The organism is Bradyrhizobium sp. SZCCHNS2022, from assembly GCF_032377575.1.
GTDB classification, from domain to species: domain Bacteria; phylum Pseudomonadota; class Alphaproteobacteria; order Rhizobiales; family Xanthobacteraceae; genus Bradyrhizobium; species Bradyrhizobium aeschynomenes.
The window spans coordinates 6,474,449-6,494,191 of the sequence record NZ_JAUHHZ010000001.1 but is presented as its reverse complement, the minus strand read 5'-3'; the positions used below and the strand labels follow the sequence as shown (position 1 = coordinate 6,494,191).

The 19,743-nt window shown below is 66.6% G+C and carries 14 protein-coding genes; 9 read left to right on the top strand and 5 right to left on the bottom strand.

The window, feature by feature from the left end; translation table 11 throughout:
* Positions 1-135: 135 nt before the first annotated feature.
* Both QXZ94_RS28990 and QXZ94_RS28985 read right to left on the bottom strand, forming a co-directional pair.
* A complete protein-coding gene (locus QXZ94_RS28990) occupies positions 136-2,712 on the bottom strand; it encodes a CHAT domain-containing tetratricopeptide repeat protein (RefSeq protein WP_315724177.1) in 2,577 nt (858 codons plus the stop codon).
* Between the two features lie 477 nt (positions 2,713-3,189).
* Complete coding sequence (locus tag QXZ94_RS28985) at positions 3,190-3,918, bottom strand: HugZ family protein (RefSeq protein ID WP_315724175.1); 729 nt, start codon at positions 3,916-3,918, stop codon at positions 3,190-3,192.
* A 217-nt stretch (positions 3,919-4,135) separates the two neighbouring features.
* Between QXZ94_RS28985 and QXZ94_RS28980 the strand changes: the two genes are divergently transcribed.
* From QXZ94_RS28980 to QXZ94_RS28960, 5 genes are all read left to right on the top strand, one after another.
* Positions 4,136-4,837: a response regulator transcription factor gene (locus QXZ94_RS28980; protein ID WP_006611449.1), complete on the top strand. Its 702-nt coding sequence runs from the start codon at positions 4,136-4,138 to the stop codon at positions 4,835-4,837.
* 229 nt (positions 4,838-5,066) lie between these two features.
* The gene (locus QXZ94_RS28975) at positions 5,067-6,872 is read left to right on the top strand and encodes a sensor histidine kinase (protein WP_172111676.1); all 1,806 of its coding nucleotides are present in this window, start codon (positions 5,067-5,069) and stop codon (positions 6,870-6,872) included.
* Positions 6,869-7,321: an HPr kinase/phosphatase C-terminal domain-containing protein gene (locus tag QXZ94_RS28970; protein ID WP_315724173.1), complete on the top strand. Its 453-nt coding sequence runs from the start codon at positions 6,869-6,871 to the stop codon at positions 7,319-7,321. Before QXZ94_RS28975 ends, QXZ94_RS28970 begins: the two co-directional genes overlap by 4 nt.
* A gap of 204 nt (positions 7,322-7,525) precedes the next feature.
* Positions 7,526-7,927 carry a PTS sugar transporter subunit IIA gene (locus tag QXZ94_RS28965; RefSeq protein WP_006611446.1) on the top strand — a complete coding sequence of 134 codons (402 nt, stop codon included), beginning with the start codon at positions 7,526-7,528 and terminating at the stop codon, positions 7,925-7,927.
* The gene (locus QXZ94_RS28960; protein WP_172111678.1) at positions 7,924-8,253 is read left to right on the top strand and encodes an HPr family phosphocarrier protein; all 330 of its coding nucleotides are present in this window, start codon (positions 7,924-7,926) and stop codon (positions 8,251-8,253) included. Before QXZ94_RS28965 ends, QXZ94_RS28960 begins: the two co-directional genes overlap by 4 nt.
* A gap of 202 nt (positions 8,254-8,455) precedes the next feature.
* On the opposite strand, the gene QXZ94_RS28955 is transcribed toward QXZ94_RS28960, so the two are convergent.
* A complete protein-coding gene (locus QXZ94_RS28955; protein WP_315724171.1) occupies positions 8,456-10,060 on the bottom strand; it encodes a glycosyltransferase family 39 protein in 1,605 nt (534 codons plus the stop codon).
* A gap of 116 nt (positions 10,061-10,176) precedes the next feature.
* Between QXZ94_RS28955 and lepA the strand changes: the two genes are divergently transcribed.
* Together lepA and QXZ94_RS28945 are read left to right on the top strand one after the other, a co-directional pair.
* On the top strand, positions 10,177-11,988 hold the full coding sequence (gene lepA / locus QXZ94_RS28950) for a translation elongation factor 4 (RefSeq protein ID WP_315724168.1): 1,812 nt from the start codon (positions 10,177-10,179) through the stop codon (positions 11,986-11,988).
* Positions 11,989-12,312: 324 nt separating this feature from the next.
* Entirely contained in the window at positions 12,313-14,280 is a 1,968-nt protein-coding gene (locus QXZ94_RS28945; RefSeq protein WP_315724166.1) for a methyl-accepting chemotaxis protein, read from the top strand.
* Positions 14,281-14,480: 200 nt separating this feature from the next.
* Here QXZ94_RS28945 and QXZ94_RS28940 read toward each other — a convergent pair whose 3' ends face one another.
* Positions 14,481-14,876, bottom strand: a complete 396-nt coding sequence (locus QXZ94_RS28940) for a rhodanese-like domain-containing protein (RefSeq protein ID WP_315724164.1) — start codon at positions 14,874-14,876, stop codon at positions 14,481-14,483.
* Between the two features lie 101 nt (positions 14,877-14,977).
* On the opposite strand from QXZ94_RS28940, the gene ftrA reads away from it, so the two are divergent.
* Positions 14,978-15,964: a transcriptional regulator FtrA gene (gene ftrA, locus QXZ94_RS28935; protein WP_315724162.1), complete on the top strand. Its 987-nt coding sequence runs from the start codon at positions 14,978-14,980 to the stop codon at positions 15,962-15,964.
* Between the two features lie 76 nt (positions 15,965-16,040).
* On the opposite strand, the gene QXZ94_RS28930 is transcribed toward ftrA, so the two are convergent.
* The gene (locus tag QXZ94_RS28930; RefSeq protein ID WP_315724160.1) at positions 16,041-18,266 is read right to left on the bottom strand and encodes a putative bifunctional diguanylate cyclase/phosphodiesterase; all 2,226 of its coding nucleotides are present in this window, start codon (positions 18,264-18,266) and stop codon (positions 16,041-16,043) included.
* Between the two features lie 375 nt (positions 18,267-18,641).
* On the opposite strand from QXZ94_RS28930, the gene mepA reads away from it, so the two are divergent.
* Positions 18,642-19,583 carry a penicillin-insensitive murein endopeptidase gene (gene mepA / locus QXZ94_RS28925; protein ID WP_315724158.1) on the top strand — a complete coding sequence of 314 codons (942 nt, stop codon included), beginning with the start codon at positions 18,642-18,644 and terminating at the stop codon, positions 19,581-19,583.
* Positions 19,584-19,743: the final 160 nt, after the last annotated feature.

The following is a 19,743-nucleotide window of genomic DNA, read 5'->3' as shown; positions in this document are numbered from 1 at the left end:
CCGGTCTTGCCAAGACGATCCGACTGAATTGGTTATTGCCAAAGGCTGATGCACGTAGCTCATTTCTGGCGCGCACCTGCTTATCGGAGCGGCACACCGCCGATCCTGCACTCATGCTGCAACGCAACAGATATATCAGCGCACTTCGGTTTCGCCGAGAAGCACGAATGGCGCCCAAACTGAAGGATTCGCGTTGGCCGGCGAAGACCGATCGTCGAGCAAGTCCAGCATGGCCTGCCGCAGCGCCTCGCTGCGCCCCATGGCCGGACGGTCCTTGAGCCGGCGGAATGTATCGCTCATCAGCCGTGTCGCCGCGGCCGAATCGACCGCCCAATGCGTCACCAGCAGCGCGCGCGCACCGGCGTAGAAGAACGCCCTGGCAAGGCCCGACAACGCTTCCGCGCCCGGCCGGTCGCCTGCGATCGTGTTGCAGGCCGACAGCACGACGAACTCCGCATTGAGCTTCAGCTGCGCGACCTCGCTGGCCGTGAGCAGGCCGTCGTCCAACGCCGACGGCACGGCAGGCAGGCTCAGTGCCAGCGACGGCTCGGCGATCCCCTTGACGTCCCCGGCCACGAGACCATGCGTCGCGAAATAGACGATCCGGTAGTCCGAAAGCGATGCACGCTTCACCGTGGTCTCGCTGGCGTTGCTGCCGAGGTGAACGTCGGCGGATGCCACGCCGAGATCGCCCGCCACGGCCCTGAGCTCATCGGCCGTGTCCGGCAGTTGCGGGAGAGCGCGCGCGAGCTGGGCACGGTCGACCCCGGCACCGCGCCAGAAATCGGTGTAGGCGAGCGTTGCGATGCTGCGCGCGGCCTGCTTGCCGGCGCTGCCGCGAGAGGTGCCCGCCAGCGATGGATCGAAGACGGGGTCGCCGAAGCCGATCATCGGCCTGCTGCCGCGGTCGCCGCGGGGCGTGCCGCGCAGCGCCTTGAGGCTGCCGAGTGACGGCAGCACCGCCACCGCGTGCCGCCGCAACAGCCACGCCGCATCGCGGTAACCGGTCACAGCAGCGGGATTGTCCGCGGCCGACGGCTCAGTCACGAGCAGATGGAACGGCAGCGCGGTCAGCGCACCCGCCGGTACGATCAGCAGGCTGCGCTTGTCCGCCGTCAGCGCTTCGACCGGCGCGAGCAGCGCGGTGTAGAGCTCGGCAGCCACGGCAAGGTCGAACGCCGCGCCTTCCGCCGCAGCGCCGGGCGCAAGACCGCGGCGAAATCGCATGACATCGCGGGCGAGCGCGTCGGCGCCGCGCGGGATCTGCCGCCAGTCGAAGCGGTCGCGCGTGATCGCCAGGACGAAAGCACCCTGCTCCATGATTGCGAACGCGACCAGCGCCTCATCCTCCGCGAGCAGCGGCCGGATGTCGGCGAGCCTGAGCGGCAACGGATTCGACAGCGCCGCAAAGTCCGGAAACTCCCTTGCCAGCATGGCGCGCAGACCGGCGCGCTCCGCCGCAACCGCTGCAAGGCGCGCCTTGTCGCGCTTCTCGGCTGCAAGATCGCGCTGTCCGGCCGGGCGCGATACCGCGGCGATCACGTTTCTATCGAGCGTCTCGGTCTCGGCGGCGAGATCCTGATCCTTGCGCACCAGCTCGGCGAGTCTGTCATTGCCGGCGGCGAGACGGACGGCGAGCTTGTCGACCGCCGCGGCAGCCTGCGATTGCGCGCCGCGCTGGATCACATCGATCGCATCGTCAAACGCCTTCTCCGCAGGCAGCGCGCCCGCGCGGCCCACCGCAAACAGCACGGGGAGCGCCACCTTCGGCTGGGCCTGTCCGCGGTCAACGGCCCGCGCGACCAGCGGCAGCGCGTCCGGAATCCGCCCCGCGGACTGGTACAGCCCCGCAAGATTGTTCAGCGCCGTGACGGCATCAGGGTGATTCGGCCCCAGCGCGCGCTCACGGATCGCGAGCGCGCGAGCAAACAGCGGCTCGGCCTCGTCATAGCGCTGCTGCCGCTGCTTCAGATCGGCAAGATTGTTCAGCGAGCGAGCGACATCGGGATGATCGGCGCCGAGCAACCTGTCGCGAATGGCGAGGGACTGCCGGATCAGCGGCTCGGCCTGGTCGAAGCGCCCGTCGCTCTTGGTAAGCTGGCCGAGATTGTTGAGCAGGGTGGCAACCGGAGCGCTGTCGTTGCCGGCAGCCTTGCGGTAGATCGCCAACGCACGTTTGAACAGCGGCTCGGCGTCGGCATGGCGATCCTGGCGTTCGTAGAGCGTGGCGAGATTGTTGAGTGACTGGCCGACGTCGGGATGCGATGCACCAAGCTGCTTCTCGCGGATCGCCAGCGCGCGCACGAACAACGGCTCGGCCTCGGCATAGCGCTGCTGGCGCTGATACAGCGCCGCGAGATTGTTCAGCGCGGGCGCGATCTCGACGCTGTCGAGACCCAATGCGGTCTCGTACAGCGCCACCGCGCGCTTGTAGACCGGCTCCGCCTCGGCATCGCGCCCGAGTGAGGCCAGCGCCTGGCCGAGATTGGTGAGGGCCGCGGCGAGATCGCGCTTGTTCGAGGTCGCCTCGAGCCGCGCCACCATTGCTTGCGCCAACGGCAGGGCCTCGCGGTATTTCCCGGCGCGGCTGAGCGCGATAATGCGCCCGCTCTCGGCGGCGAGATCAGTCTTCTGGGCGAGGGCTGATTGGCTGGACGCGCTTGCGAGCAGCACAGCTCCGACCGCGATCGCCACGCGTTTGCAACCTCTCATCCCAGACCTCCCCCCATCACGGAGACTTAGTCGCGGCGCCACGGGTCCGCGTTCGACGCAAAGGAGAGACGCCCAGGAAATAGGAGCATACGATCGCAGCAATATCGGTGTCAGCTGTTCGAACTGACGCCGCCGCGGCAGCCGCTGCGCTCCCTCTCCCCGTTCTTACGGGGAGAGGGCTGGGGTGAGGGGCACCGCACGGGAGGTCTCGATGAAAGGGTTTGGCGGGGTCACGCAGCTGGAGCGGTTATGATGGAAAGCGGCTCTCCGGTAGATGCCGACGGCATTGGGGACATACCGTCTGAACGCGCTCTCCATTTAGAATCCCCGTGGCTGCCCCTCACCCCAACCCTCTCCCCGTGAAGAACGGGGAGAGGGAGCGCACCGCTTGCGAGGCGCGCAGATGCGATTCGACCGATCCACGCTCGAACTAATTATCGGCCTTCGAACTAGCTATCATTTCCTTCGAACTAACTATCAGTGCTTCGCCCGCGCCTCATCCGCAAGCCGCACCAGCATCTTGCGCAGACCGCCTGGCGTGGTGACGCGCTCGGGAAAATCCAGCCGCAACGTCCGGCCGCCGGCCATCAGGTCGAGCCCGTCGGGATCACAGCCGCTGCAGCGCCACTCCGCGGGCTCGGCGCCGAGCAGCTTCGTTGCATAGAGCCCCAGCGCGTCGCGATGATCTTCGTTCATGTGCTCGACGGCGCCCTGCTCGGCTGCGAGCAGCTCGGCGGCGTCGGAGATGTCGGTGAGAAACTGCTCGGGCTTGAGATCGACGATGCGGCCGAATCCTGCAACCAGATGCGTGCCTGCGGCGCGGATGACGAAGAACGAGAAATCGGCGAAATCGGCGTAGTCGCTCGCCGACGGATGCGCATTGAGATACCGACGACGCAGCGTCTCGCGATCCTCATCAGTCGCCTGCTCGGCTTTTCCCGACAGCATGATCCGCGCACCTTCGAGCGGATCACCCGGCGCACGTTCATCGAGCATCAGCGACACGCGCGAATCGGCAAGTACGTTCTTCGTGTGCACGGCGAGGCGCGAGATCAGGATGATCGGAGCACCATCGGCCGCGGTGGCGACATTCACCAGCGAGCAATAGGGATCACCTGAGCCGGTCATCAAGGTTGCGAGTGCACCCTGGCGGCTTCTTCGCAGCAGGGAACGCGTGACGCGGTTAGGGTTAAAGCTCGCAGGCATCGTCTTTCCCTCGTCCATTCTGTTGCAATGAAGGCCGTTTTTCGGCTAAACGGGCCACAAACTTGGGCGGGGCACAAGACTTTGCCATGGTATTTGTGGAACTCGGTCACACTTCAGCCCAGCTTGCATTGCTCGTTGACCATGTTCGAAGCCCAAATACGCGGCCCTTATCTTGATTCTCGCAGTCTCGGCGTAACCAGACTCTGAAAGCAGGCTCATGCCCACAATCGCCTTGGTCGATGACGACCGTAACATTCTGACATCCGTCTCGATCGCGCTCGAGGCCGAAGGCTATCGCATCATGACCTACACCGATGGTGCGTCGGCGCTGGACGGTTTCCGGACGAGCCAGCCCGACCTGGCCATCCTCGACATCAAGATGCCGCGCATGGACGGCATGGAGACGTTGCGGCGGCTACGGCAGAAGTCCGACCTGCCCGTGATCTTCCTGACGTCCAAGGACGAGGAGATCGACGAGCTGTTCGGCCTGAAGATGGGTGCGGACGACTTCATCCGCAAACCGTTCTCGCAGCGCCTCCTGGTCGAGCGCGTCAAGGCCGTGCTGCGCCGCTCGCAGCCCAAGGATCCGACGGCGCTGCCGAAGGAGAACGACGCCAAGGCGCTTGACCGCGGCCTGCTGCGCATGGACCCCGAGCGGCACACCTGCACCTGGAAGAACGAGCCGGTCACCCTGACCGTGACCGAGTTCCTGATCCTGCAGGCGCTGGCGCAGCGTCCGGGCGTGGTCAAGAGCCGCAACGCCCTGATGGACGCGGCCTATGACGACCAGGTCTATGTCGACGACCGCACCATCGACAGCCACATCAAGCGGCTGCGCAAGAAGTTCAAGATGGTCGACGAGGAGTTCGAGATGATCGAGACCCTCTACGGCGTCGGCTATCGCTTCAAGGAAACCTGACGCATCGACGAGAGCGACGTCATGCGAAATTGCGCGCTGACGTCGCATCGGGGATTGGGTAGACTGCGACGCCTGCGCATTGTTTGAAGCGCAGATGCCGGAACGGGGCCTTTGTTGCAGCGATCGTGTTGCGGCGACTATTGGTGCGGCGAATTTGACGTTCTGAACGAGCCCGCCGCACGTAACCCGCCGCAAACGCCTTGCGACATTCGGAATCGGAGCACTCACATTGCTCGATCGTACGCATCCTGACCCCGGACTGAACGCCGAGGACGCCGCAGCGTCCGCCGCTTCCGAGGTGACCGACGAGAGCCCGCGGGTGTCAGGCTGGCAGCGCCCGCTGAGCTGGCTGCGCCGCGCCGGACAGTTCCTGTTCGCGCTGTCGTTCTCGAGCCTGACCCGGCGCATCGTCTCGCTGAACATCGCCGGCCTGCTCGCACTGGTTGCAAGCATTCTCTATCTCTCGCAGTTCCGCGCCGGCCTGATCGATGCGCGCGCGCAGAGCCTCCTCGTCCAGGCTGAAATCATCGCCGGCGCCATCGCGGCCTCGGCGACGGTGCAGACCAACACCATCACCATCGATCCGGAGCGGCTGCTCGATCTCAAGCCCGGCGAGAGCTACGGCGCGCCGGACGAATATTCGCCGCTCGACTTTCCGATCAATCCGGAACGCGTCGCACCGGTGCTGCGGACGCTGATCTCGCCGACCAAGACGCGCGCGCGGATCTACGATCCGAATGGCGGCCTGCTGCTCGACAGCCGCAATCTCGAGAACGTGCTGCGCTTCGACCTGCCGCCGCCGTCGAGCGAGAAGCCGGGCTTCGTCGAGCGCGCGCTGATCTCGGTGCGCACCTGGCTCAATCGCGGCGACCTGCCGCTGTACCGCGAATACGGCCCGGAGAACGGCAACGGCTATGAGGAAGTCTCGGACGCGCTGAAGGGCCAGAAGCGCAGCATGGTGCGGGTCAACTCGCGCGGCGAGGTGATCGTCTCGGTTGCGGTGTCGGTGCAGCGCTCGCGCACGATCCACGGCGCCTTGATGCTGTCGACGCAGGGCGACGACATCGACCAGATGGTGACCGCCGAGCGCCTCGCCATCCTGAAGGTCGGCGGCGTCGCCTCCGCGGTCATGATCGTGCTGTCGCTGCTGCTCGCCAGCACCATCGCCGGCCCCGTGCGCCGGCTGGCCGACAGCGCCGAGCGCGTCCGCCGCCGCATCAAGACCCGCGTCGAGATTCCCGACTTCACCCGGCGCCGCGACGAGATCGGCCATCTCTCCGGCGCGCTGCGCGACATGACGGATGCGCTCTACAACCGCATCGAGGCGATCGAGATGTTCGCCGCCGACGTCGCCCACGAGTTGAAGAATCCGCTGACCTCGCTGCGCTCCGCCGTGGAGACGCTGCCGCTGGCGCGCAACGACAACAGCCGCGCGCGGCTGCTCGCGGTCATCGAGCACGACGTCAAGCGGCTCGACCGGCTGATCTCCGACATCTCCGACGCCAGCCGGCTCGACGCCGAGTTGCAGCGCCAGGACATGACGCTGGTCGATCTGCGCCGGCTCCTGAACACGCTGACCTCGGTCGCCAACGAGACCAAGCTCGGCACCGACGTGGCCGTGGAGGTCCGCTTCGAAGGCCGCGGGGTCAACGACACCTTCTCGGTGCCCGGCCATGATTCGCGGCTCGGCCAGGTCATCTCGAACCTGCTGTCGAACGCGCAGTCGTTCTCGGCGGCCGGCGGCAAGGTCCGCATCACCTGCCGGCGCGTGCGCTCCGAAATCGAGATCACGGTCGACGACGACGGCCCGGGCATCCGCGAGGACGCCCTGCAGCGGATCTTCGAGCGCTTCTACACCGACCGGCCGCACCAGGGCTTCGGTCAGAACTCGGGCCTCGGCCTATCGATCTCCAAGCAGATCATCGATGCCCATGGCGGGCGGATCTGGGCCGAGAACCGGCCCGGGCCCGTCGATGCCGAGGGCAATCCGACCTCCGCCGGGGCCCGCTTCATCGTCCGGCTGCCGGCGTCGTGACCGCCGCAGCGGCAAGCGTCCATGCGTCTGCCGTCAAGGTCGGCGATCACGCGGTGCTGATCCGCGGTCCCTCGGGCGCCGGCAAGTCGCGCCTGGCGTTCGACCTGATTCTGGCCGGCCGCGCCGGGCAGATCCCGCCGGCCGTTCTGGTCGGGGACGACCGTGTTCATCTCGCCACACGTGGCGGAGAAATGTGGGTCAGCCCCGCCCCTGCCCTGGCCGGCCTGCTCGAGATTCGCGGCCTCGGGATCCGTGCCTGCGACTTCGTGTCCGAGGCGCCCATAGGTCTCATTGTCGATTTGATGGCGGAGGATGCGGAGCGGCTTCCGTCGCCGGATGCGCTGCGCTGGAACGAAAACGGTATCGAATTGCCGCGAATACCCGTGGGCAAGGGATACGCGCCCCTGCCGCTGGTTGTAGCCGCTCTGACCACGACCAAGAGTTCATGACCCGGTAATCTTTCGGCCAATTGTGTGAAGCGAATTGGTAACCATATCACCCCCACTATCGCGACCCGATAGACCGTCGCCAGCTCCCCCGCCCCTACCTCTGAATCCGGGAGAATCGCGAATATGCCCTCTTGCGCGGGGGCTCCGGATGGTCAAAGTGGCGCGTTCGTGCGGTGCACCCAAGGCGCCCGCGAGGAGTATCCGATGATTGGCCTGGTATTGGTGACCCATGGGCGCCTCGCCGACGAGTTCAGGGCGGCGCTCGAACACGTCATGGGTCCTCAAAAACAAATCGAAGCGGTCACGATTGGCGCCGACGATGATTCCGATCTTTGTCGCAGCGACATCATCGAAGCCGTGAACCGTGTGGACACCGGCGACGGCGTCGCCATCCTCACCGACATGTTCGGCGGCACGCCGTCGAACCTTGCGATCTCCTGCATGAGCCGGCCCAAGGTCGAGGTGCTCGCGGGCATCAATCTGCCCATGCTGGTGAAGCTCGCCAAGGTCCGCGAGGAGCGCTCGCTGCCCGACGCCATCGCGATGGCGCAGGAGGCGGGACGCAAATACGTCACCATCGCCAGCCGAGTGCTTGCCGGCAAATGAGCGACGAGGACGACGCGCAGGACAACGTCGCCGGCCCGGCCGTTCCTGCCGGGGCCATCTCGCGAGAGCTGCTGATCACCAACAAGCGCGGCCTGCATGCGCGGGCGTCGGCCAAGTTCGTGCAGATGGTCGAGAAGTTCCAGGCCGAGGTCTGGGTGACCCGCGGCGGCGAGACCGTCGGCGGCCGCTCGATCATGGGCCTGATGATGCTGGCCGCGGCTCCGGGGACCAAAATCCTGGTGTCCGCGACGGGCCCCGAGGCCGAGGCCGCTCTGCAGGCGATCACTGATCTCGTGAACGACAAGTTCCACGAAGAAGGCGTGTAGGTTTCGCTGCGCCGTCATTCCGGGACGCGCCTCGTCAGAGGCGCGGGCCCGGAATCCATAATCACAGGCGGTTATGTTGGGCTCGGTATCGGACGACCCGGCCCACACACGGCCTGTGGTTATGGATTCCGGGCTCAGCCCTTCGGGCTGCCCCGGAATGACGGCCTCCATTGGGGCAGCAGGCGCGTCACCACGACGTCCGCTACGTCCCCGGCCCCTGAATATACACCTTCCAAACGATTGCAGGGCCCGCCTGGCCATGGAAGAAGCGCTGGGTCGTCATGACCAGCGGCTCGGCCTTGGGGGCCTCCTTGGCCATCCAGGCCTCGCAGGCGGCGATGCGGTTGTCGGTGGTGTCGCAGACGCCGATGAAGCCCTCGCGCTTGAGGTCGTCCAGCGTGCTCAGCCCCGAGCTCCAGGTCTCCTCGGCCGTATAGGGCACCGTAAACGGGCGGGGGTGATCCGGGCTGTAGAAGGTCATCGGCGTGTTCATCTCGGAATAGCCGGCGACCAGCGGCCAGGGCGAGCCGAAACGGGCGTGCCAGGCCTTGGTCAATTCCCGCGCCAGCTCCGACCGCCCACCATAGCCGGTGGCGCCGTTCGGATTGGCGGCCATTTCACGTTGGGCGATCCATGGTGAAGCCGCCAGCGTGAGCAGCGACAGCACCAGCCAGATGGCGGTGAGCCGGGGCAGCATCGTCAGCCGCAGCCGCAAGGCGGGAATTGCGACCAGCGCCAGCGGCACCAGAAAGAACAGCGAGATGCCCCAGTCGGTCTTCATGTAGATCGTGAAAGCGAGGCCGCCGAGCGGCGGACCGACGGCAACGATCGCCTGCACCAGCCAGACATTGATCGCCTGGCTCACATTGACGCCCGGATTTGGCCCGCGCCGCCAATTGCGGAACGCGAAGCGCGGCGGCCAGGCCAGGACCAGGGCCGCAAGCGCCACCGGCAGAGCGAGCAGCGCCAAATTGTGGCCGACATAGCCGACCACGAGCGTGGCGGCGCGCCCCCGGTCCGACAGCGTATAGACGTCGCCGGCATAGGTGATGGCGACGAAGTCGACGCTCCACAGCCAGGCCAGATGCGGAATCATCGCGACCAGCATCGTGGCGATCGCGACCCAGGGCGCCGGCGAGGCCAGGAAGCGCAGCCGCTCGGGATGCAGCAGTGCCGCAAGGCCGATCGCGCCGATCATGGTCAGCACCCAATATTTCGTCATCAGCGCGGCGGCGCCGGCGAGGCCGAGCCAGATGCCGGCGACGACGCTGCGCTTCTCGAAGGCGTGCAGATAGGCCAGCACCAGCAGCGGCAGGGTCAGCAGCTGGACCAGGTCGGCGTTGTACTTGAAGCCCTTGAAATTGAAGATCGGATACAGCGCGACCATCACCACGACGAAGAACGCCCGGCGGCGGTCGACGACCTTCAGGCTCGCGAACCAGACGCCGATCAGGCCGCTGCCGTTCACGGCCATCGCCAGCGCATAGGTCGACCAGTCCTTGACCGGAAACACCGAGAACCACAGCCCGGCGATCCAGCCCGACAGCGGCGGATGCTTGCCGTAGCCGAGCAGGAAGCGGCTGCCCCAGGCATAGGCCTCGGCGACGTCCATGTGGACGTCCTGCGCGGCCTTCAGATTGGTCAGGATCGCCGTCCACAGCACGACATGCGCGAGAACGAAGGCAAGGACGACCCGGACCGACGTCGCCGGCGCGGTGGCGCGTACCGCCAGCCAGGCGGCCAGACGCTGCGGTCCGAGGCGGTTGCGCGGGCGGGCCGCCTGATGCGGCAGAGAGGTACTCGACATCCGCCCTCGGTAGCCTGTTTTCGGCCTGCGGGGAATCAGCTTGGCGTGAAGAAAGGCCCTGGAAATTCAGCAATATGGTTGCTGGTCAGGGGCCCTTGATGCTATCTGCGCGACCCATGACGACCGTCCCCATTCCCAACATCCGCAACTTCTCCATCGTCGCCCATATCGACCATGGAAAGTCCACTTTGGCCGATCGCCTGATCCAGATGACGGGCGGCCTGTCGGACCGCGAGATGGCGGGCAAGGAGCAGGTGCTCGATTCGATGGATATTGAGCGCGAGCGCGGCATCACCATCAAGGCGCAGACCGTGCGCCTGCAGTACCGCGCCAAGGACGGCAAGGATTACATCTTCAACCTGATGGACACGCCCGGCCACGTCGACTTCGCCTACGAGGTGTCGCGGTCGCTGGCGGCCTGCGAGGGCTCCCTGCTGGTGGTCGACGCCAGCCAGGGCGTCGAGGCGCAGACTCTCGCCAATGTCTACCAGGCGCTCGACAACAACCACGAGATCGTTCCGGTCCTGAACAAGATCGACCTGCCGGCGGCCGAGCCCGAGAAGATCAAGCAGCAGATCGAGGACGTCATCGGCATCGACGCCTCCGACGCCGTGATGATCTCGGCCAAGACGGGCCTCGGCATTCCCGACGTGCTCGAGGCGATCGTCACCCGCCTGCCGCCGCCGAAGGGCGACCGCGACGCGACCCTGAAGGCGCTGCTGGTCGACAGCTGGTACGACGTCTATCTCGGCGTCGTCGTGCTCGTGCGCATCGTCGACGGCGTCATGAAGAAGGGCCAGCGCATCCGGATGATGGGCACGGGTGCGGCCTATGACGTCGAGCGCGTCGGCTTCTTCACGCCGAAGATGACCCAGGTCGACGAGCTCGGCCCCGGCGAGGTCGGCTTCATCACCGCCGCGATCAAGGAAGTCGCGGACACCCGCGTCGGCGACACCATCACCGACGATCGCAAGCCGGTGTCGGAGATGCTGCCGGGCTTCAAGCCGGCGATCCCCGTGGTGTTCTGCGGCCTGTTCCCGGTCGACGCCGACGATTTCGAGACCTTGCGGTCGGCCATGGGCAAGCTCAGGCTGAACGACGCCAGCTTCTCGTTCGAGATGGAGACCTCCGCCGCGCTCGGCTTCGGTTTCCGCTGCGGCTTCCTCGGGCTGCTGCATCTGGAGATCATCCAGGAGCGGCTGAGCCGCGAGTTCGATCTCAACCTGATCGCGACCGCGCCATCCGTCATCTACAAGATGAAGCTGACCGACGGCGAGGAGATCGAGATCCACAACCCCGTCGACATGCCCGACGTGGTCAAGATCGCCGAGATCCAGGAGCCGTGGATCGAGGCCACCATCCTGACGCCGGACGAATATCTCGGCAGCGTGCTCAAGCTCTGCCAGGACCGCCGCGGCAATCAGAAGGAGCTCACCTATGTGGGCAGCCGCGCGATGGTCAAATACGACCTGCCGCTCAACGAAGTCGTGTTCGACTTCTATGACCGGCTGAAATCGGTCTCCAAGGGCTATGCCTCGTTCGACTATCACCTGACCGACTACAAGCCGGCCGACCTCGTGAAGATGCAGATCCTGGTCAACAACGAGCCGGTCGATGCGCTGTCGATGCTGGTGCACCGGACCCGCGCCGAGGGTCGCGGACGCGCCATGGTCGAGAAGATGAAGGATCTGATCCCGCCGCACATGTTCCAGATCCCGATCCAGGCGGCGATCGGCGGCAAGGTGATCGCGCGCGAGACCGTGCGGGCGCTGCGCAAGGACGTCACCGCGAAATGCTATGGCGGCGACATCACGCGCAAGCGGAAGCTTCTGGAAAAGCAGAAGGAAGGCAAGAAGAAGATGCGGCAGTTCGGCAAGGTCGACATCCCGCAGGAAGCCTTCATCGCCGCGCTCAAGGTGGACAGCTGAGGGCGGATCGCGGCCCGCTCGATCGACCTGCAGAATACGCGACGAGCCATCCTGCCAACTAGGTGCTCCGTTATGCCCGGGCTTGTCCCGGGCATCCACGCGGTGCTCAGCGTACCGAACGACGTGGATGGCCGGGACAAGCCCGGCCATGACGATGTGGAAGTAGATCAGCGCAACACATCGATCGTCCAAGGCGATAGGCTTGAGATCGACCGCGAGACTGAGCGGCGCGCGCACTCGGCTGAATCAGCATTCCCGTACAATTACGGTATCTCTTCCTTAATGGTAATCTGGGACCCTTGCTGCAAAGCAAGGAATGCCCCGATGTCCCGCCTCCGATCGATCTCCGCCCGCCTCATCATCGCGCTCTCGCTCACCGTCGCCATCGCCTGCGCCGTGCTCGGGACCTTCTCCGTCATCCAGCAACGCGCGCTGACCCGCCTTGCGCTGGAGCAGCAGCTCAAGCTGCAGTTCGACAGCGTGTCGGCCGGCATCGATTACGAGGGCCGCGCGGCGCTGGCGGTGAGCTCGACGCTCGCGGCGCTGCCGCCGATCGCCGACGCCTATCTCAAGGGCGACCGCGAGGCGCTCGGCGGCCTGCTGGGCGGCGCCATGCCGCTGCTGAAGGCACAAGGCATTCCCCTGGTGAACGTGTGGGCGCCGCCGGCCACCAATTTCTATCGCGTGCACGAGCCGAAGGTGTTCGGCGACGACACTTCCAAGCGCCGCATCACCGTGGTGCAGGCCAACCAGACCGGCAAACAGATCGCCGGCGTCGAGCAGAGCCGGCTGTCGCTCGGCATCTTCGGCATGACGCCGATCGTGCGCGACGGCAAGGTGATCGCGACCGTCGATGTCGGCGCTGCCTTCGGCAAGGAGTTCGTCGAGCGCGCCAAGCGGCGCTTCGGCATCGATCTCGCCGTCTACTGGATCGCCGACGGTCAGCCGAAGCGGCTGTCCTCGACGTTCGGCGACGAGACCGTCGCCTCCCCGGACGAGGTGCTCGCGGTGTTCAAGGGCGCGCCGCTGCTGCGCGATGCCACGCTGGCCGGCAGGCCCGCCGCCGTCTATGCCGGCCAGATCAAGAACTACGCTGGCGACCCGATCGCCGTGCTCGAGGTGATCGAGGACACCACCGCCTACCAGGCCGCCGCCGCCAGCGCGCAGCAGCAGCTGATCATCGGCACGGTCGTGATCCTGCTGCTCGCGGTGATCGTCGCGCTGCTGGTCGCCCGCGGCATCTCGCGCCCGCTGGTCGCGATCACCGCCGTGATGCACCGCCTGTCGAGCGGCGATACCGAGGTTTCGATCCCGGGCGGCCAACGCAAGGACGAGCTCGGCACCATGGCCCAGGCGGTCGACGTCTTCCGCCGCAACATGATCGAGACGAGCAGCCTGCGCGCGGCGCAGGAGGCGACGCAGCTTCAGGCCGAGCACGACAAGCAGGTGCTGCAGCGGCAGATGGCCGACCGCTTCGAGGCCGACGTCAAGGGCGTCGTCTCGTCCGTGGCCAGGGCCACGCAGGACATGGAGCGCGTGGTCCAGGAGATCACCGTCAGCGTCAACGGCACCTCGCAGCGAACCGCCGCCGCGGCGGCCGCCTCCGAGGAAGCCTCGAGCGGCGTGTCGACGGTCGCGGCCGCCTCCGAGGAGCTCGCCTCGTCGGTGACCGAGATCGGCCGCCAGGTCGCGCATTCCAGCAAGGTCGCCGACGGAGCCGTCATCAAGGCGCGGCAGACCACCGAGATGGTCGGCAGCCTCGCGGCCGCCGCCGAGAAGATCGGCGACGTGCTGCGCCTGATCGATGCGATCGCCAGCCAGACCAATCTGCTCGCCCTCAATGCCACGATCGAGGCGGCACGCGCCGGCGAGGCCGGCCGCGGCTTCGCCGTGGTCGCCGCCGAGGTCAAGGAGCTGGCCGGGCAGACCGCCAAGGCGACGGAAGAGATCGCCGGCCAGGTCAGCTCGATCCAGGCGGCGACGTCCGACTGCGTCACCGCCATCGGCGACATCAGCGGCACCATCCAGGAGATCAGCGGCATTGCTGCGACCATCGCAGCCGCCGTCGAGCAGCAGGACTCGGCGACGCGCGAGATCGCGCGCAGCGTCCAGCAGGCAGCTTCGGGCACCACCGAGGTGTCGCAGAACGTCGTCGGCGCCAGCGACGCCGCCGAGCAGTCGCGCGCGCTCGCCGAACACGTCATGACCGCGACCCGCGACCTCGGCAAGCACGCAGGTGAGCTGTTCAAGAGCGTCGATACGTTCCTGGCCGGACTGAGGCAGGCGGCGTAGTGAGAGCCAACAGTGCCCGCCCCAAACTCGGTGTCGTCCCGGCCTTGAGCCGGGACCCATAGCCACCGAAGCCGGAGTTGGGGCAAGCTGGAGCTGCAGCTTGCTTGACCACAGGCGGCACGGCGTATGGATCCCGGCGTTCGCCGGGACGACGCTGGTGATGGATGACGTGAGAGCTGGGCTCTCATTTCAGCTTCGCTTCAATCGCCCCCCGTCAGCGCAAAGCCTTCGTCGAGCCAACCGGTGATGCCGCCGATCATCATCTTCACCGGCAAGCCGAGCTGCGCGAGGCGGATGGCGGCGCGGTTGGCGCCGTTGCAATGTGGGCCGGCGCAGTAGACCACGAAGACCGTGTCCGTCGGATACGCAGCCATCCGCTCGGCGGTCATGGTCCGGTGGGGAATGTTGATGGCGCCGGCAATATGCCCCTTGGCGAAGGACGCCGGGCCGCGGACGTCCACCAGGATGAAGTCCGCGTCGGCGCTCAGGCTCTCGTGCACGTCCCAGCAATCGGTCTCGAAGCTCAGCATCGCCTCGAAATGGGCGAGCGCCTGCGCTGACGGAGCTGCGGGCACTTCGGTGACATGGGTCGTCATTGCGTCTCTCTCCTGCGACACTGCGTGAGCAAGTCCAGTCTGGCGCTTGACGTCGGGCGACCCAAGTGACGGATCCGACAAAGTCCGGTAAGTTTCCGCCAATGCCGCGACATCCCGCCAACAACCATCACCCTGATCCGGGCCTGGTCGCCGTCATCGCCTATGACGGGCTGTGCACCTTCGAGTTCGGCATCGCCGTCGAGGTGTTCGGATTGCCGCGGCCGGAGTTCGACTTCTCGTGGTATCAGTTCAAGGTGGTCGCCGCCGAGGGTCGGCGGTCGCGCGCGATCGGGGGCATCGTGGTGGAGGCCGACGCGCCGCTCGCGCGTCTGAAGAACGCCAGGACCATCATCGTACCGGGCTGGCGCGATCGCAACGAGCGTCCGCCGGAGCGGTTGCTGCGGGCGATCGCGCAAGCGTCCGCACGCGGCGCGCGCTGCCTGTCGATCTGCTCCGGCGTATTCGTCCTGGCCGCAGCCGGCCTGCTGGAGGGCAGGCGCGCCACCACGCATTGGCGGCACATCCCCGACCTGAAGCGGCTGTATCCGGACATCTCCGTCGAGGAGGACACGCTCTATGTCGACGAGGGCAATGTCATCACCTCGGCCGGCAGCGCTGCCGGCATCGACGCCTGCCTGCATCTCGTCCGCCGCGACTTCGGCAGCAAGGTCGCCAACAGCGTGGCCCGGCGCCTGGTGATGCCGCCGCATCGCGACGGCGGCCAGGCGCAATATGTTGCCGCACCGATCCAGGCGCGCCCTGGACGCACGATCGGAGAGGTGATGGACTGGGCTCGCGCCCGGCTGTCGCAGCCGATCGCGATCAGCGCGATGGCCAAGCGTGCCCGGATGAGCGAACGCACCTTCCTGCGGCGCTTCAACGAGAGCACGGGATCAGGCCCTGCAGCGTGGCTGCAGCGGGAGCGCATGGCGCGGGCGCGCGAGCTGCTGGAAGGCGCGACCCTGCCGCTCGCGGACGTCTCGGCGCAATGCGGCTACCAGTCGCTCGAAACCTTCCGCGTCGCGTTCCGGCGCAGCGTCGGCACGTCGCCTGCGGCCTATCGCGCGCGGTTCAGAGCACAAGAGTGACGCGCATCGGTCGAAGTGAGCCGCCAGCCGCGATCTCCACCTCTCCCCACCGGGGCTCTCCGCAGCCTCCCGCGCCTCAAGCCACCATCGCCTTGCCCGACGATGTCCCGTCCGCGGCATCCCGCTGCGCCTGCAGCAGGCCGACGATCTCGACGTTGGGCCGGGGACGGCTGAACAGATAGCCCTGCGCCTCGTGGCAGCCTTCGGCGCGCAGGCAGCGCAGCTCCGCCTCCGTCTCCACGCCCTCCGCGGTGATGGTGACGCCGAGGCCCTTGCCGAGACTGACGATCGAGCGGACGATCGCCTGGGCCTCGCGGTTGGCGGCGAGATCGCGGATGAACGACTGGTCGACCTTGATCTTGTCGAACGGGAAGCTGCGCAGATAGCTCAGGCTGGAATAGCCGGTGCCGAAATCGTCCATCGAGATCCGCACGCCGAGCGCGCGCAGCGCATGCAGGGTCGCCAGCACCTGTCCGCTCTTCTCCAGCACCAGCGTCTCGGTGATCTCGAGCTCGAGTCGTCTCGCCGGCAGGCCGGACTGCTTGAGCGCATCCATCACCAGCGACAGCACGTTGCCGACGCGGAATTGCAGCGGCGACATGTTGACGGCGACACAGACCTCGTCCGGCCATTTCGCGGCATCGCTGCAGGCCTGGCGCAGCATCGAGCGGCCGAGCCCCGAGATCAGGCCGGTCTCCTCGGCGATCGGAATGAACTCGGACGGCGGGATCATGCCGCGTTCCGGATGCGGCCAGCGCACCAGCGCCTCGAAGCCGGTGATGCGCCCGGTCACGAGATCGATCAGCGGCTGATAATGCGGCTGCAACACGTCGCGCTGGATCGCGGCGCGCAACTCGGTCTCGATCTTGCGCCGGCTCTGCGCGCGCGCATCCATCCCCGACTCGAAATAGCTGAACGAGCCGCGCGTCTCGGTCTTGGCGCGAGACAGCGCCATGTCGGCGTTCTTGAGCAGCTTCTCGGCGTCGTCGCCGTCGTTCGGCGCCATCGCAATGCCGATCGTCGCGCCGATCGTCACCGAGCTGCCGTCGATCAGATAGGGATCGGCGATCGCCTGCAGCAGGCGCCGGCACAGCTGCGCAGCCTCCTCGGGGCGCGCCAATCCGCCCTGCACGATCGCGAACTCGTCCGAGTTCAATCGCGCGACGATGTCCTCCTGGCGCAGGATCGAGCGCAGCCGCTTCCCCACGCCGCGCAGCAACCGGTCGCCGACGCCATGGCCCAAGGTGTCGTTGATCGATTTGAAGTTGTCGAGGCCGAGCACGAGCACGGCCATCTTCTCCGAGCCGCGCCGCATCTGGATCAGCTTGTCGTCGATCTGCTGACGCAGCAGGTTGCGGCTCGGCAGGCCGGTCAGCGCGTCGTGCTGCGCGAGGAAGGCGAGCCGCGCTTCGGCGCGCTTGCGCTCGGTGATGTCCATCAGCGCCAGCAGCACGGCCGGCTGGTCGTTGTGGACGAGATGGCGCAGATAGATCGCGAGGTCGATCAGCGTGCCGTCGGCCCGGACATGCTTCCAGGTGCGCGCCGCCTTCTCCTCGATCGACTGCTCCTCGCTCCAGGGCGTCTCGCTCTCATAGGCCTGCAGGTTGCGGATGCTGAGCCGCTCGAAAGCGGTGCGGCTGTAGCCATAGTGCTGAATGGCGGCAGCGTTGACGCCGAGCACGCGCCCGTCGTCCCGGGCGCAGACGATCATCGGCACCGGATTGCCGTCGAACAGCAGGCGGAACGATTCCTCGCGCTGCTTCAATTCGGTGATGTCGACGCGCAGGCCGACGATGCCGCCGTCGCTCGTAAGGCGCTCCTCGATCAGGATGGTACGGCCGTCCGACAATTTCTGCTCGTGGCGTCCGCTCGGCTGAAACAGCTTCTCCAGCCGCTCGGCGATCCATTCCTCCTCGCGTCCCGCCGCTTCCGGATAGTCGCCGCGCGCTACGCCGACCCGAATCGTGTCCTGCAGGCGCGCACCGGACTGGAACAGGTCGGAGCTGCGGTTATAGATCTCGGCATATTTCTTGTTCCACAGGATGTAGCGGCCGGCGGAGTCGAGGAACACGATTCCTTCGGGGAGAAGGTCGATGGCCTCGATCAGGCGGTCATGCGCCTTCTTCGCCTCCGCAATGGCGGCTTCCGCCTCGGCGCGGGTGCTCGCGATCTCGTCGCTGGCGGCAGTCTCCCGCAGGTTGTGCCGCCCCAGTTTCGGGCTTGGCTTGACCGGGCGGAAAGAACCGCGGGCGGACCGCACGCGGTTCTGCTTCTTGGGCTTGGTTGGCCGAACAGGCCGCATCGCGTGCCTCACTCTCCTCATTGTCGACAGTTTTCGGCCAAGGGTCTGAAAAAATGGTATCTTGGTGCAGGAGACCACTATCATCGATTGCGCGAACAAGAGCACGCACTCGCCAAATGCGGGAGCCGCTGGCTCTGAACATGGTCAATCAAAAATTTCACCACAACCGGAGGTAAGTCCGTCTCGTTGGCAGCCGCGAGATACTGCGCGCATTCCGTGCAATCGACGTCCGCGCATCGTTCAATTACCGAACCAAAGCGGGCAATTGAGCCATGTTCGGGCGGTTCCGCCAATCCGCCGGCAGGGTTACGCAACCGTTAACAGGCCCGCCTTTGGCGCCCTTCCCTGCCCGCCGACAGCCGCTAGACTGGCGCCATGCACGCCCGCCTGATTCTGATGACCGTCATGAGTGCGGCCGCGATCGCCGCCACGGCGCCGGTCCATGCCCAGGACAAGGGCAGCGTCGAGCCGAAAGCCCTGCCGCCGCTGGTCCGACCCGACGATCCGGAGACGCCGGCCAAGGAGCTGTTCGCGCGCAGGCTGCTGCCCTCGGCACAGCCGACCAAGGTGCTCGGCACCTATAATCGCGGCTGCATCGCCGGTGCCGAGCGGATGCCGATCAATGGCGAAGGCTGGCAGGTGATGCGGCTGTCGCGCAACCGCAATTTCGGCCACCCGAACATGATCGCACTGCTCAAGCGCCTGGCCGTGCGCGCACACAAGGATGCCGGCTGGCCCGGCATTCTGGTCGGCGACATCGGCCAGCCGCGCGGCGGCCCGGCGCTGAGCGGCCATGCCAGCCACCAGATCGGGCTCGACGCCGACATCTGGCTGACGCCGATGCCGGAGCACCGGTTGTCGCGCAACGAGCGCGAGGAAATGTCGGCGGTGATGATGGTGCGCCAGGACCGGCTCGACATCGATCCGCGGGTGTTCACGAAGGGGCACGTCGCCGTGATCCGCGCCGCCGCGCAAGAGCGTTCGGTGCAACGCATCTTCGTCAACGCCGCAATCAAGAAGGCGTTGTGCCGTGACGCCAAAGGCGACCGCAGCTGGCTCACGAAGGTGAGGCCGTGGTGGGGCCACGACTATCACTTCCACATCCGCATGGTGTGCCCGCCCGGCAATCCCGATTGCCATGGCCAGTCCGACCAGGAGGGCGGCGACGGCTGCGGCGACCTCGACTACTGGTTCTCGGACGCGGTGCTGCATCCGCCGCCGCCGAAGGAGCCGCCCAAGCCACCGCAGCCGATCACCATGGCGCAGCTGCCGCCGAGTTGCCGCGCCGTGCTGCACGCGCCGGATGCCAAGCACTGATGCGCCGGAACCAGACACGCGACGTGTGACGGCTTTGCTGTTCGCTGCTGCGCGATCATCCGCTAGGATGCATCGCCGACGCCGCAAGCGCGGCGATCGAACGGGATGACGGTCCCCCTTTCCACACAAAGATCTGATGCCGCCTGCGCTGCGCGGCCAA

What these genes read in the sequence shown, in the direction of transcription:
- QXZ94_RS28990 (WP_315724177.1), bottom strand. Translation starts at nt 2,712, where the DNA reads ATGAGAGGTTGCAAACGCGTGGCGATCGCGGTCGGAGCTGTGCTGCTC.
- QXZ94_RS28985 (WP_315724175.1), bottom strand. Translation starts at nt 3,918, where the DNA reads ATGCCTGCGAGCTTTAACCCTAACCGCGTCACGCGTTCCCTGCTGCGA.
- QXZ94_RS28980 (WP_006611449.1), top strand. Translation starts at nt 4,136, where the DNA reads ATGCCCACAATCGCCTTGGTCGATGACGACCGTAACATTCTGACATCC.
- QXZ94_RS28965 (WP_006611446.1), top strand. Translation starts at nt 7,526, where the DNA reads ATGATTGGCCTGGTATTGGTGACCCATGGGCGCCTCGCCGACGAGTTC.
- QXZ94_RS28960 (WP_172111678.1), top strand. Translation starts at nt 7,924, where the DNA reads ATGAGCGACGAGGACGACGCGCAGGACAACGTCGCCGGCCCGGCCGTT.
- QXZ94_RS28955 (WP_315724171.1), bottom strand. Translation starts at nt 10,060, where the DNA reads ATGTCGAGTACCTCTCTGCCGCATCAGGCGGCCCGCCCGCGCAACCGC.
- lepA (WP_315724168.1), top strand. Translation starts at nt 10,177, where the DNA reads ATGACGACCGTCCCCATTCCCAACATCCGCAACTTCTCCATCGTCGCC.
- QXZ94_RS28945 (WP_315724166.1), top strand. Translation starts at nt 12,313, where the DNA reads ATGTCCCGCCTCCGATCGATCTCCGCCCGCCTCATCATCGCGCTCTCG.
- QXZ94_RS28940 (WP_315724164.1), bottom strand. Translation starts at nt 14,876, where the DNA reads ATGACGACCCATGTCACCGAAGTGCCCGCAGCTCCGTCAGCGCAGGCG.
- ftrA (WP_315724162.1), top strand. Translation starts at nt 14,978, where the DNA reads ATGCCGCGACATCCCGCCAACAACCATCACCCTGATCCGGGCCTGGTC.
- QXZ94_RS28930 (WP_315724160.1), bottom strand. Translation starts at nt 18,266, where the DNA reads ATGCGGCCTGTTCGGCCAACCAAGCCCAAGAAGCAGAACCGCGTGCGG.
- mepA (WP_315724158.1), top strand. Translation starts at nt 18,642, where the DNA reads ATGCACGCCCGCCTGATTCTGATGACCGTCATGAGTGCGGCCGCGATC.